Source organism: Pseudoalteromonas sp. AOP7-A1-14 (genome assembly GCF_052376275.1).
Classification (GTDB): Bacteria; Pseudomonadota; Gammaproteobacteria; order Enterobacterales; family Alteromonadaceae; genus Pseudoalteromonas.
Window position 1 is genome coordinate 26,286 of sequence record NZ_JBQSVO010000018.1, and the last position, 13,663, is coordinate 39,948.

14 protein-coding genes are annotated in these 13,663 nt (G+C 40.1%); 13 read left to right on the forward strand and 1 reads right to left on the reverse strand.

The features are described from left to right. Positions 1 to 131 precede the first annotated feature (131 nt). A complete protein-coding gene (gene pssA / locus ACT3RM_RS05130) occupies positions 132 to 1,457 on the forward strand; it encodes a CDP-diacylglycerol--serine O-phosphatidyltransferase (protein WP_441835584.1) in 1,326 nt (441 codons plus the stop codon). 100 nt (positions 1,458 to 1,557) lie between these two features. Here pssA and ald read toward each other — a convergent pair whose 3' ends face one another. After that, complete coding sequence (gene ald / locus ACT3RM_RS05135; protein WP_441835583.1) at positions 1,558 to 2,679, reverse strand: alanine dehydrogenase; 1,122 nt, start codon at positions 2,677 to 2,679, stop codon at positions 1,558 to 1,560. Between the two features lie 140 nt (positions 2,680 to 2,819). Here ald and lrp point away from each other — a divergent pair, with 140 nt between their 5' ends. From lrp to ACT3RM_RS05195, 12 genes are all read left to right on the forward strand, one after another. After that, positions 2,820 to 3,299, forward strand: a complete 480-nt coding sequence (gene lrp, locus ACT3RM_RS05140) for a leucine-responsive transcriptional regulator Lrp (RefSeq protein WP_441994611.1) — start codon at positions 2,820 to 2,822, stop codon at positions 3,297 to 3,299. A 177-nt stretch (positions 3,300 to 3,476) separates the two neighbouring features. Continuing rightward, positions 3,477 to 5,960, forward strand: a complete 2,484-nt coding sequence (locus ACT3RM_RS05145) for a DNA translocase FtsK 4TM domain-containing protein (RefSeq protein WP_441835582.1) — start codon at positions 3,477 to 3,479, stop codon at positions 5,958 to 5,960. Beyond that, positions 5,960 to 6,592 carry an outer membrane lipoprotein chaperone LolA gene (lolA, locus tag ACT3RM_RS05150; protein ID WP_441994610.1) on the forward strand — a complete coding sequence of 211 codons (633 nt, stop codon included), beginning with the start codon at positions 5,960 to 5,962 and terminating at the stop codon, positions 6,590 to 6,592. The genes ACT3RM_RS05145 and lolA overlap by 1 nt, the downstream gene beginning before the upstream one ends. A 51-nt stretch (positions 6,593 to 6,643) precedes the next feature. Continuing rightward, positions 6,644 to 7,987 (forward strand): replication-associated recombination protein A, encoded by a 1,344-nt coding sequence (locus ACT3RM_RS05155; protein WP_441835580.1) that lies wholly within the window; start codon positions 6,644 to 6,646, stop codon positions 7,985 to 7,987. After that, positions 7,974 to 8,360 (forward strand): fluoride efflux transporter CrcB, encoded by a 387-nt coding sequence (gene crcB, locus ACT3RM_RS05160; protein WP_441835579.1) that lies wholly within the window; start codon positions 7,974 to 7,976, stop codon positions 8,358 to 8,360. The genes ACT3RM_RS05155 and crcB overlap by 14 nt, the downstream gene beginning before the upstream one ends. A gap of 9 nt (positions 8,361 to 8,369) precedes the next feature. After that, complete coding sequence (gene serS, locus ACT3RM_RS05165) at positions 8,370 to 9,668, forward strand: serine--tRNA ligase (protein WP_441835578.1); 1,299 nt, start codon at positions 8,370 to 8,372, stop codon at positions 9,666 to 9,668. Between the two features lie 407 nt (positions 9,669 to 10,075). Next, positions 10,076 to 10,609: a hypothetical protein gene (locus ACT3RM_RS05170; RefSeq protein WP_441835577.1), complete on the forward strand. Its 534-nt coding sequence runs from the start codon at positions 10,076 to 10,078 to the stop codon at positions 10,607 to 10,609. 144 nt (positions 10,610 to 10,753) lie between these two features. Beyond that, positions 10,754 to 11,128 carry a hypothetical protein gene (locus ACT3RM_RS05175; protein WP_441835576.1) on the forward strand — a complete coding sequence of 125 codons (375 nt, stop codon included), beginning with the start codon at positions 10,754 to 10,756 and terminating at the stop codon, positions 11,126 to 11,128. 145 nt (positions 11,129 to 11,273) lie between these two features. After that, positions 11,274 to 11,417 carry a DUF6326 family protein gene (locus ACT3RM_RS05180; protein WP_441835586.1) on the forward strand — a complete coding sequence of 48 codons (144 nt, stop codon included), beginning with the start codon at positions 11,274 to 11,276 and terminating at the stop codon, positions 11,415 to 11,417. A 327-nt stretch (positions 11,418 to 11,744) separates the two neighbouring features. After that, entirely contained in the window at positions 11,745 to 12,083 is a 339-nt protein-coding gene (locus tag ACT3RM_RS05185) for a hypothetical protein (RefSeq protein WP_441835575.1), read from the forward strand. Positions 12,084 to 12,679: 596 nt separating this feature from the next. Further along, positions 12,680 to 12,907, forward strand: coding sequence for an EexN family lipoprotein (locus tag ACT3RM_RS05190; protein ID WP_441835574.1), 228 nt, complete (start codon positions 12,680 to 12,682; stop codon positions 12,905 to 12,907). A gap of 164 nt (positions 12,908 to 13,071) precedes the next feature. Beyond that, complete coding sequence (locus ACT3RM_RS05195; protein ID WP_441835573.1) at positions 13,072 to 13,521, forward strand: hypothetical protein; 450 nt, start codon at positions 13,072 to 13,074, stop codon at positions 13,519 to 13,521. Positions 13,522 to 13,663: the final 142 nt, after the last annotated feature.

The window sequence follows — 13,663 nt, forward strand, 5'->3', positions numbered from 1 at the left end:
TACATTGCTTGTTTTATAAGCTAATAATCAACAATAGCGCGTAAAACCATGACCACAGCATGTTTTTTTGGTATGTTTTAGCTAATTATGATTTGTCAGCCTTAAAAGGCGACTTAAGTGAATAGGCAACTATGTTATTTTGGCAGGAAAAACCTGGTTTTGGGTTAACTTCAAAAGACGTTAACGTCTTGACCAATGCACAAGAATATCGCACGCATTTATTAGCACTTATCGCAGGTGCGAAAACACGTATTTACATAACGACACTCTATTTACAAAATGATGAAGCAGGGCGAGAAGTATTAACTGCACTGCATGAAGCCTCACTTGCTAACCCTGCACTTGAAGTAAAAGTGTTGGTGGACTTTCATCGTGCTCAGCGAGGTTTAATTGGCGCAAAAAAATCAGACGGTAACGCAAGTCTTTATTGCGAATATCAGCAAAAATACCAATCGAACGTTGAAGTTTATGGTGTACCAGTAAAGGCCAAAGAGCTATTTGGTGTATTACACCTGAAAGGTTTTGTGATTGACGATACTTTGCTTTATAGCGGGGCAAGTTTAAACAATGTTTACTTACAATATGAACAACGTTACCGCTTAGACCGTTATTTTGTTATCAAACAAGCCGCTTTGTGTGACTCTATTATTCAGTTTATTAGCGAGCATTTGCTGAATTCACCAGCGGTGCCGCGCTTAGACACACGGCCATTAACTAGGTTTAACGATATCCGTTTTGACCAAAAACAATTAACGCGAGATTTAAAGTCAGCCAGTTATAATAATGGGGCAATTAAGCATGACTCGCCGTTAGATATTCGATTGTTTTTAGGCCTTGGTAGACGTGGTAATCGTTTAAATCGAGTTATAAAATCATTATTTGATAATACTGAACAAGAGCTTGTACTGTATACCCCGTACTTTAATTTTCCAGCGCCATTAATGCGCTCACTTAGGCGTTTACTTAAACAAGGTAAAAACGTAACTATAATTGTTGGTGATAAAACCGCTAATGACTTTTACTTACCGCCAAGCGAACCATTTAGCAAAGTAGGGGCGTTGCCTTATTTATATGAAACGATTTTATATAAGTTCTTAAAATCGCAAAAACGCCATATTACCAATGGCAACTTGAATGTTTACTTATGGCAACACGAGAGTAATTCATTTCACCTAAAAGGTATTTGCAGCGACAAACGCACTCACTTATTGAGCGGCCATAACTTAAACCCTCGTGCATGGGGGCTTGATATTGAAAATGGTATTTTAATTGATGACCCAGAGCAGTCACTAATGCCTGCTATTGAAAACGAAAAGCAAGCGATTTTAACCCATTGCCGACGTTTGACAGGTGCTGAAGATTTAGAAACGGTAGACGATTATCCGGCACCGGTTAAAAAGCTATTAGGGCAAGCTAAGCGTGTTAAAATGGACTTTATAATCAAACGTTTTATTTAGACTGTTTAGTCTATATCTTTAAGATTTATGCAGATAAAAAAAAAGCAGCGAATTCGCTGCTTTTTTTAATTGTTAGTTCCGCATATTTACGGCGTTCACACTAAGCGTTTTCAACTGCTGTACGAGGATCTTCGTAAGGCATATTGAACGCTTCAGCAACTTCTTTGTAAGTCACTTTGCCTTTCAGTACGTTTAAGCCTTCTAAGAAGTGCTCGTCATCAAGTAGCGCCTTTTTATAACCTTTGTTTGCAAGGTTAATAATGAAAGGTAGCGTAGCATTATTAAGTGCAAACGTAGAAGTACGTGGTACCGCACCTGGCATGTTAGCAACACAATAGTGAACCACGTCATCAACAATAAAAGTAGGATCTGCATGGGTTGTTGCTTTAGAGGTTGCGATACAACCGCCTTGGTCAATTGCAACATCAACAATTGCAGAGCCTGGTTTCATTGCTTTAATGTGATCGCTAGTTACAAGCTTAGGTGCCGCAGCACCTGGAATAAGTACACCACCAATAACTAAATCAGCTTCTAGTACATGCTTTTCAAGGGCATCAGCAGTTGAGTAAATAGCTTTAACTTTATTACCAAATTGTGCATCAAGAGCACGTAGCACGTCGATATTACGATCAAGAACAACAACCTCAGCACCTAAGCCAATAGCCATTTGCGCTGCACTACGACCAACCATACCGCCGCCAATAACAACAACTTTAGCTGCCTCAACACCAGGTACACCACCAAGTAACATACCACGGCCGTGGTTTGATTTTTCAAGTGCTTGTGCACCGGCTTGAATTGACATACGACCAGCTACTTCGCTCATAGGCGCAAGAAGCGGTAAACCACCACGTGAATCAGTAATTGTTTCATAAGCGATACAGATAGAACCACTTTTAACAAGCTCTTCAGTTTGTGGAAGATCAGGTGCAAGGTGCAGGTAAGTGAAAAGAATTTGCTCTTCACGTAACATCGCACGTTCAACAGCTTGTGGCTCTTTTACTTTTATGATCATGTCAGCTTTTGCAAACACATCTGCAGCGGTTGGCAAAATTTCTGCACCCGCTAATGTGTAGTCTTCGTTAGTAAAGCCAATGCCCATACCAGCATCTGTTTCAACAAATACTTGGTGGCCGTGGTTTACAAGTTCACGTACGCTCGCAGGAACCATACCTACACGGTATTCATGGTTTTTAATTTCTTTAGGTACACCAATAATCATAAAATTCGCCTTTATAAAGCTTGATAAAATTTTCCACTATTATATTCATGATAAGCCAGTGTGTCTCACCTTTTTTAGGTTTGTTTATAGTGTTATAGTCTATAAATTGTTTTATTTAGTTAAAAAAACTAGTTGGCACTATGCATGAATTATTGGACCGAATTGACCGTAAAATTTTAATGGAATTACAGCTCGATGGCCGTATTTCAAATGTAGAATTAGCAAGGCGAGTAGGCTTAAGTGCCACCCCATGTTTAGAGCGAGTAAAAAAGCTTGAACGAGAAGGCTATATTTTAGGATATAAAGCGGTGGTTGATTCTGCCAAACTTGGACAAGGCTTGTCGGTTTATGTGGAGGTTACAATTATTAAGACCTCTGCGGATGTATTTGATGAGTTTAGTGCTGCCGTAAAAAAGCACGAAGAAATAATAGAGTGTCATTTAGTATCAGGGAATTTTGATTTTTTATTAAAAACGCGGGTAAATGATATGTCCGAATATCGTGGTGTGCTCGGTGATATATTATTGAAGTTACCCAACGTTAGTGAAAGCCGAACTTATGTAGTGATGGAAGAAGTTAAAGGCGAGCAAGGGATGATCATCCGTCCGTACGTTAACTAGTTTACTCATCGAGCAAGCAATCACAAAAAACTTGTTCATAATCAGGCAAGCTTAGATAAGATAGAGTGCATCAAAAAGCTTTTTCTGCTAAAGTATTTTGCTTAAATGCATCTCAAAAGTGGTGTTTATTAACAGCACAGCAGTGACGATAAAGATAATAAAGAGGAATAGGGAATTATGCGCCTAAATGGTGTGCAAAGACTATTAGAAGCAGGGCTTATCATCAGCACATTTGCTGCGGTATTTATTTTGTGTGCCCTGATTAGTTTTGATCCGGCGGACCCTGCTTGGTCGCAAACAGGCGAATTTGTAAAAGTAAAAAATATCACTGGCACGGCAGGTGCGTGGATCGCGGATATATTACTGCTTACATTTGGCTGGCTTGCTTATTTTGTACCTGCGGGTATTCAACTCTTTGGTTATTTATTATTTAAGCAGCCACATAAAATTTTTCAGCTCGATTACACCACTTTAGCGCTGCGTGTGATTGGTCTTACTCTGTTTATTACCTCAGCGTCGGCAATTAGCAGTATTAACTTTGATGACATCTATAACTTTTCATCAGGGGGAGTAGTGGGGGATGTTATTGCTTCAGCAATGATGCCTGCGTTTAATTTTACTGGCACGTCTATTTTACTATTATGTTTTTTCTTTGCTGGTTTAACGCTTTTAACTGGTGTCTCATGGGTGCAGTTTGTTGATTGGCTAGGTGATTTGGTTGTTAGTATTTATAACCTTGCTCATTATCACTTAAAAGGCTGGTTGGACCGTGAACGCTCCGCGCTTGATGAGCCTAAACGAAGTGATGCAGAGTTTTCTGGGTCAGATGATGCCATAGATGAGATTAATTTTAACGAGCCAGCTCCAGCTAAAACGTCAAAATCAGCCGCCAAGCAAAAAGAAGACACAAAAAACGAGCCATCTCCTTTTGATGATCTTGACGATATTCTAGACCAAGAAATTAATTTTAGCGCCATTGATGATGAGCCTCTTGATACGGTTACTGAATTAAATGCGCTTGATCAAAGTGAAGTAGCTGAAGCGCAAAAGCCAACAACAACGGTGGTTTCACCAGCAAGGCCAATGCCTAAACCAAAAAGTACTTATCAGCCTCCACCAACGGCAAAAGAAAAATTTGAACAGTTATTGGATGAGGAACCACCGAGTGCGCCGTTGCCAACACTCGATTTGCTCGACAGACCAGACAAAGCTAAAAACCCAATCTCGCCCGAAGAATTAGAGGCAGTATCGCGCTTAGTAGAAACTAAACTACTTGATTTTAATGTGCAAGCCGCCGTAGTCGGCGTTTACCCAGGCCCGGTTGTTACACGTTTTGAGCTTGATTTAGCTCCAGGTATTAAAGTCTCTAAAATTACCGGGCTTGCTAAAGACTTAGCCCGTTCATTATCGGCTGTAAGTGTACGTGTCGTGGAAGTTATTCCAGGTAAAACTTATGTTGGTATAGAGCTGCCAAATAAACACCGTGAAATTGTCCGCTTGTCTGAAGTTATTGATGCGCCAAAATTTGAACAAAACCCATCACCACTCACTATGGTACTCGGTAAAGATATTGCCGGAGAGCCGATTTGTGCTGATCTTGGCAAAATGCCACATTTGCTTGTTGCAGGTACTACCGGGTCAGGTAAGTCAGTGGGCGTTAATGTGATGATATTAAGCTTACTGTATAAATCAGGGCCTGATGATGTTCGTATGATCATGATTGATCCGAAAATGCTTGAGTTATCGGTGTACGGTGGTATTCCACATTTATTGTGTGAAGTAGTCACCGATATGAAAGAAGCCGCTAACGCATTGCGTTGGTGTGTAGGTGAAATGGAACGTCGCTACAAATTAATGTCGGCGCTGGGTGTGCGTAACTTAAAAGGTTACAACCAAAAAGTGTTAGATGCTAAAGAAGCGGGGCATCCAATAATGGATCCGCTATTTAAAGACACCGATGGCATGAAAGAAGGCCCAGATGAATTAGGTAAACTGCCAAGCATTGTAGTCGTTATTGACGAATTTGCCGACATGATGATGATTGTAGGTAAGAAAGTTGAAGAGCTAATTGCGCGTATAGCCCAAAAAGCGCGTGCAGCAGGAATTCATTTAATATTAGCAACACAGCGTCCATCGGTTGATGTTATTACCGGCTTAATTAAAGCCAATATACCCACACGCATGGCGTTTCAGGTTTCAAGTAAAATTGATTCACGTACTATTTTAGACCAACAAGGTGCTGAAAACTTACTCGGTATGGGTGATATGCTTTACTTACCGCCAGGTACTAGTGTGCCAGTGCGTGTACATGGTGCATTTGTTGATGACCATGAAGTCCATGCTGTAGTTGATGACTGGAAAAAACGCGAAAAGCCTAATTACATTGATGAGATTCTCAACGGTAATGCCACAGAAGATATTTTGTTGCCAGGCGAAAACAATGAAAACAGCGATGATGAATCCGATCCACTTTATGATGAAGCCGTTTCATTTGTTATTGAATCGGGCAAGGTGTCAGTATCAAGCGTGCAACGTAAACTGCGCGTAGGTTATAACCGTGCTGCCCGTTTAGTTGAACAAATGGAAACTTCGGGAATTGTCAGCTCACCAGGTCACAATGGTGCTCGTGAAGTATTAGTGCCCAATAATGGAGCAAATTAATGAAAAAAATTAACTATTTAGCATTGGTCCTTACGTGCCTTGTTTCGGCGCAAAGTGTTGCCAACGAAAACGACAGCCAAGAACTGCAGCAAAAATTGCAATCGATTGAAAGCTTTAAAGCGCAGTTTTCTCAAAGTGTAACAGATGGCCAAGGCGAAACCATCATGGAAGGAAAAGGCGATATTGCCTTACAACAACCGATGATGATCCGCTGGCAGCAAACAAGCCCTGACGACACCTTATTTGTATCAAATGGCAATAAAACCTATTATTTTGACAGCTTTGCTGAGCAAGTAACCATTATGAATACCAACAGCTTAATTGATTCAACACCATTTGTGCTATTAACCTCTAAAGATCCTGCACAGTGGCAAAAGTATCAAGTAACCGCTACCGATAATGGTTTTAGTGTCACACCTAATCAAGGTATTGAAAGTCAAGTTGAACAGCTTGATATTGTTTTTGCTGCAAAGCAGCAAGGTTTAGCTAAGTTAATGGTTAAAGACAGCTCAGGGCAGTCATCTTTATTTACTTTTAGCAACCCAGTAATAAACGAGAATCTTGCAGAATCAACCTTTGAATTTACCATCCCAGAGGGTGTTGATGTAGACGACCAAAGCCAAGGTCACTAGCGTAAAAATGCAAGTGTTAAGCTAAATGGACAAGGAAAATGAGTATATACATTGAGTAATTTAGGCTTCAATTTCGGCCCCGATGTACGTCCCCTTGCGGCGCGTATGCGGCCAAATTCACTGAACGAATATATCGGCCAGCAACACCTTCTAAGCCAAGACAAACCGCTTTATCAGGCCATTCTTGCAGGGCGTTGTCATAGCCTCATTTTATGGGGCCCGCCTGGTGTGGGTAAAACTACATTAGCGCAAATTATTGCTAATCACGCAGATGCTGCACTTATTCAAATGTCAGCGGTGACTGCCGGTGTTAAAGATATTCGTGATGCGGTAAGTGAGGCTAAAAATAACCTTGAAGGGCGCGGTCAGCGTACCTTATTATTTGTTGACGAAGTACACCGCTTTAATAAATCTCAGCAAGATGCGTTTTTGCCTCATATTGAAGACGGCACATTTATTTTTGTTGGCGCAACTACCGAAAACCCATCTTTTGCACTTAATAACGCTATTTTATCTCGCGCTAGGGTATATGTACTTAAGTCATTACAAGAACCTGATTTACACCTAGTGATCGAACGTGCCCTTAAAAACGACGCTGAACTGTGCAGCAAAACCATAATACTTGCTGATAACGCTAAAAAAGCGCTTTGCCAAGCAAGTGATGGCGATGCCCGTAAAGTACTTAATTTACTTGAGCAAGCAATTGATCTAACTAATGAGCAAAATGGTCAGTATGTCGTTGACGAACATATTTTAAGCCAAGTTTTGCCTACTCATTTAGCTAAGTATGACAACGGCGGAGATGAATTTTACGACTTAATATCGGCGTTTCATAAGTCAGTACGAGGTAGCTCACCCGATGGCGCACTGTATTGGTATTGCCGCATTTTAGCAGGCGGCGGCGATCCTTTATATGTAGCAAGACGTTTATTAGCTATTGCTACCGAAGACATTGGCAACGCAGATCCAAGAGCGATGGAAGTTGCACTTAATGCGTGGGATATTTTCCAGCGCGTAGGGCCAAGCGAAGGCGAGCGGGCAATAGCACAAGCCACACTTTATTTAGCCAGCGCACCAAAAAGTAACGCTGTGTATATGGCTTTTAATCAAGCTAAAACAGACGCACAAAATGAACCAAGTTACCCGGTTCCAGAACACTTGCGTAATGCCCCAACGAATCTAATGAAAGACTTAGGCTACGGCGCTGAGTATCGCTATGCTCACAATGAAGAAGGTGCGTTTGCAGCGGGTGAAAAATACCTTCCAGAAGAAATGGATGGCAAACGTTATTATCAGCCAAGCGATCGCGGGCTTGAGCAAAAAATAAAACAAAAGCTCGAATACTTACAGCAGCGCGACCAAGAAAGTGACCTGAAACGTTATGACAACAGTTAAACTTTACATGATGATCGCCTTTGGCGGTGCATCAGGCGCTTGCTTACGGTACTTTATTAGCGAAACCATGGTAAAACTGCTGGGTAGGGGATTCCCTTTTGGTACGTTGACGGTTAATATTCTGGGTTCATTGTTGATGGGCATTTTATACGGCTTGATTGAAAAAGATATAATCGCTGTTAGCCCCGCTAAAACCTTAATTGGAATAGGCTTTTTAGGTGCATTGACCACCTTTTCAACATTTTCAATGGATTCGTTGTTGTTATTGCAACAAGGTCACTTTTTTAAAATGGCCCTCAATATCGTCTTAAACGTGACGGTCTGTATTTTTATGGCTTGGCTGGGCCTTCAGCTGGTAATGCAAAAAGGTTAAAAAACTAACATGTTAGATTCTAAATTATTACGTCAAGATATCGAACAAACCGCAGCGCGTTTAGCCGCACGAGGTTATGAGCTTGATACTAAAGCAGTAACTGCTCTTGAAGAAAAACGCAAAACACTTCAAGTAAAAACGCAAGAGCTTCAAAGTGAGCGTAACAGCAGCTCCAAAGCCATTGGCCAAGCAAAAGCCAAAGGTGAGGACGTACAGCCATTATTAGACGCGGTAAGTGATTTAGGCGCGCAGCTTGATAGCGTTAAAGCCGAACAAGACACTATTTTAGAGCAGCTAAAACAAATTTCTTTAGCTATCCCTAATTTACCTGACGAGTCGGTACCAGAAGGTGCGGATGAATCTGATAATGTTGAGATTTCAACATGGGGTACGCCTAAAAAGTACGATTTTGAGGTTAAAGATCATGTTGATTTAGGGCAAGACTTGAACGGCCTTGATTTTGAAATGGGCGTTAAAATTACGGGCTCTCGTTTTACTGTTATGCGTGGTGCAACCGCGCGTATGCACCGTGCGCTAGTACAATTTATGCTAGACACTCACACAGACAAAAATGGCTACACAGAAATGTACGTGCCGTACCTAGTTAACCGCGACAGCCTTTACGGTACTGGGCAGTTACCTAAATTTGCAGAAGATTTATTTCACACCAAAGGGCTAGTAAACGATGACGGCGAAGAGCAAGAAGGCTTTAGCTTAATTCCAACAGCAGAAGTGCCACTTACTAACAGCGCTCGAGATGAAATTTACGACGAAAAAGACTTACCTATTCGCTTAACTGCACATACGCCGTGCTTTAGAAGTGAAGCGGGCAGTTACGGGCGTGATACCCGTGGCCTTATCCGTCAGCATCAGTTTGATAAAGTAGAGCTTGTTCAGCTTGTAAAACCTGAAGATTCAATGCAAGCTCTAGAAGAGCTAACAGGTCACGCTGAACAAATCTTACAAGCATTAGAATTACCGTACCGTAAAGTGATTTTATGTATGGGCGACATGGGCTTTGGCTCTGCAAAAACCTACGACTTAGAAGTGTGGGTACCCGCACAAGATACTTACCGAGAAATCTCATCATGTTCAAACATGGCCGACTTTCAAGCGCGCCGTATGCAAGCACGTTTTCGCCGTGCAGGCGAGAAAAAACCAGAGTTATTGCACACACTAAACGGCTCAGGTTTAGCGGTAGGCCGTACACTTGTCGCTATTTTAGAAAACTACCAACAAGCCGACGGCTCAGTAATTGTGCCTAAAGTGCTACGCCCATATATGGGTGGGTTAGAAGTGATAAAATAAGTTTTAGATCTATAAATTTTAAGAGGCCGCTGTTTATAAAAACAGCGGCTTTTTTATAGTGTAAATTCTAAATTTAATAATGGTCAATTGGCGAGAGTAAAATTAGTGGCTTGTAGTTAACTCGGTTCGCACATCGCTATGGCTTAATTGCGATTAAATCGTTCGAATTAAACAGTACTTTGTGTTTTATCTAATATTACTGTTCTCCACCACTTTGTATATTCCTACAATTATAAAGTACGCGTCTAACTTAACTAATTGTTTATAGATGTTTATTTGATAGCTAAGATAAAAGCGTTGTAGTATATGGATATTTTTCGGTTTATAAAACGGCAAATGTCGTAGATATAATGGTTAGGACTTTTCCCGCAGAACACTAGATTTTTTTAGAAAAGGATTTGAAATACATGAAGTTCATCAAGTTTACAACGTGCATCTTGGTCGTTGCCATTGTGGTAGCAGCACTGTCTTACCAGAAAGTTATCTCAAAAATATTGCTGCCACAGTATATTGACTGGGCGTATGAAACTGATAGACAAGGTTTGGAGTCTGGAACACCTTTAAATGCACAAGAATTTTCTTTAGCAACCGATATAGGAATTCAAAACCCAGATAAAGTAAGGATTGTGTATGTGGATGAAGTTCCGTTCCCATACGAAAACTTTGCCCTGAAAACACTAGGTGAAGCACTCGGATTCATTGGTGAAGATATCATCAACAATGCCCAAGTGTTCGGTTACTCAATTTATGTTCGTAATGGTTATGAACTGGATAGGGCAAAGCTTGCTCATGAATTGGTACATGTACTCCAAATTGAACGAACCAGTCTCGACCACATAATAACTCAGCACTTTTCGGATTTAGCAGAATATGGGTACGACAAAGCTCCTTTAGAGGTCGAAGCGTTTAAAGCGAATAAAGAATATGCGAGTGATTGGTAACCATGCGGGGGAGTAGAAAAACATAACAAGCGCATAAACTCGCTCGCTTGAATTTGTAGCGATAAAGTTTGCCAAAAATTAATCAACTATAACGCTACTGTATAGCGCGGCGTTATATTTTCTATAAATCGGTGTTAAATTTGTATGTATGCTTTTCAATTTACAAGTGATGGGAAAGGGCAAATTCAAATTGATGACTTTATTGAGTCATTTGAATCGGAATTTTGTTTTTGGTCAAAGAGTGATTATGAAGCACATTGGTTAAAAGCATCTGAAGAATTATCTTTAGGTAAAGACGTCTCCTTTATTACTTCTATTACAAACCCTGGAAGTTCTAATTTTATTAGAACTTGGACTTGTTATGTTAAAAATAAAGAACTAATATTTCAAGAAAATATACTTTTTTTAGATGATATGCCCTTTGAATTCAATATCGCTACTCCCCATGAAAATGTATTACCTTATGAGTCAGTTACGCAGGATGGTGACGATATATCTGAATGGCGAACAAAAATATAACAAGCTGCTCTGGCTCCGCTTAGCTTTACGTTTTAAGCAACTACAATTTGCCCCTTAACGAGAGTGTTATGCGCCACTCAAATCAGAGTCGTATATAAAAGATGAAGAAGTATAGGGTGTTGAATAAAATGGAGATAGGAAGTAGATTTTATCAGTTTTATGGATATTTCTTTCAGTCAACTATATTTATTGTGATATTTTTTCACCTCATCACGATCACGCAGAGACCTTGCAGGCATTCCTAACGTATAAGATCGCAGGGAGGACGCTATCTCATGTGTTCGAATAGTGAGGGACTGTCTAGTCTAGTTTAGCTTTGTCGTGCGAGGGTATTTAGAATTGCGAACTGGCAAACAAGCTTTTGAACGGAAATTTTTGAGGCCGAGGATTGAACAGGTTGATCGCGTCTATGTTCTTCAATAAGGGCGGATTCATTCAATTTTTTAGTGTACCAAGGCCGGTAAAAAGTATGCTATGTTTATTGATGTTAGCCTCTGCTGTTTAGTTATTTGACCAACTATATGACTCTAGCTTTGAATTAAGCTAACCCACAAAAGCGTAGGCTAACACCGTGTGGGAGTCATTATGTCAAGCGATTTAAAGGTGAACGGAAACAATGGATTTATTTTTAGAGTTGCAAAAAGGACTAGGGATACTTTTTAATACTTTACAGCTATTAGTTGTGTTGACCTTTGGTTACTTATATTTCAGCTTTCGTAAAAGAGCAAAACAGTCTGGTTATAAAATATACAAGCACCTGTCGCTGGGGTTTTTATTTACTTTCATATCCATTCTTATCCCGATGGTCTCAATAGCTTTTGGTACCTCGGTATTAGGCGATGCTTCACATGATAATTTTTATTTGTACAATGATTTACCCTATTTCTTAGCCACTTTTGCGAGTCTAGGTTGTTTTATTTTGGCCGCAAAGGCAAAGCTTGAACCGGATGCCTAACAAAACACTCAAGTCATTCCCTTCGGTCGCAGGGGCACTTATACGCGGGGCGGCATTCTTGTGCCTGCCCCCCCTTAGCTTAGTTGTAAGCCTTTACAGCACGGTGTACATGAAAATAAATGCGGAAAAATAAATGGTATAACTCTGATATACAAGATTATGGAGATTGTTGCTGTGCTTTTATGCGTTCCACTTTTATGAATCGTTTTATTCCCGCTTCTTATCGTCTATTCTCTTTTTAATAAACATATAAGATGCTGAAGGTATTGATAGTTTGTTTAAACCTAAACTTGATTTGAGTGTGGTGTGTATAGGCTGCTATTGCTGCAACAACCCCTTTTACGGATGATATCTTTATATTGGACTTCCTAGCTTTGCTTTTAAGTATCTTTTTCTTTCCTGCTAGTTGGTTATATTGTTGGTATTTATCAAAAAAGCAACCTAAAGTAGCAAGTGAGTTATAATAAGCTAATTAATAGGGACAAAAAACAGTTGGCTGTTTTTGTTCCTTACTATTTTAACCTATTATTAGGACGTTAGGCTTTTTGTTCGTCCGGTCTAGCGTCTATATTTTTTATAGGACGAGGAGATAAAAAATGAAAAAAATGTTATTTGTTGCACCATTCGCATTGCTATTAACTGCTTGTGGAGCGCCTAGTGTTAATGATTTGGTAGAAGACCCAGAGTTATTGGCTGAAACAGCTCAAAAGTGTTCAAAGCTTATGGCGCAAGGTAAAAATGCTGATACAGAAGAGTGTAAAAATGCTCAGCTTGCACAAAAGAAAATAATTGAGAATATGACCAAAGGTATTATGAACCAATAAAGTAATGGCTAAGAAAAAGAGTAACAAGTTGCTCAAACAAAAAATAAGGGGTGGCGTAGCTCCTGAACAGCCCCCCTTATTTTGTAACTAACGCCTTTGGCCGGACAACAAAAGCTTTGCTTTTACTTCCTTTATTAAGGCGTTAGGCATATACAGGAAGTATTATGTTAGATTCAAGTACAAATAAACCTCTTATGTTGGGTGGGTTTTTCAGCGCAGTTGCTGCTTTAGCTCACTTAGGGTGCATTATATTTGGTGGTGATTGGTATCGCTTCTTTGGGGCTGGTGAACAAATGGCTAGGATGGCGGAAGCAGGAGAGTCTTATCCTACTATTGTTACATCTGTTTTGGTTTTAGTACTTTTAATTTGGTCTGTTTATGGGTTATCTGGTGCAAGGTTAATTATTAAACTTCCGCTTTTACGTACAGCTTTGGTACTTATATCATCGATTTATGTACTACGTGGCGTAGTATTCGTTGTGTTAATGCCTATGTTTCCTGAAAATAGTATTATATTTTGGCTTGTAAGCTCCGCAATATGTTTAAGTATCGGTATGCTCTATTGTGTTGGTACTTATCAAAGCTGGTCAAAGTTAAGTGCAAAATACGCCTAGCAAGGCGTTAGGTGATACCGGACTTTCGAATGAACTATTTTAAGAAATCTATACTACTTACACTCTTTATCTCGCCTCTTGCACTCTCACAAGTAAGCCAGCTTCATAGGGTATCGGGATATTTAAGTTTCTTCATCGGCCT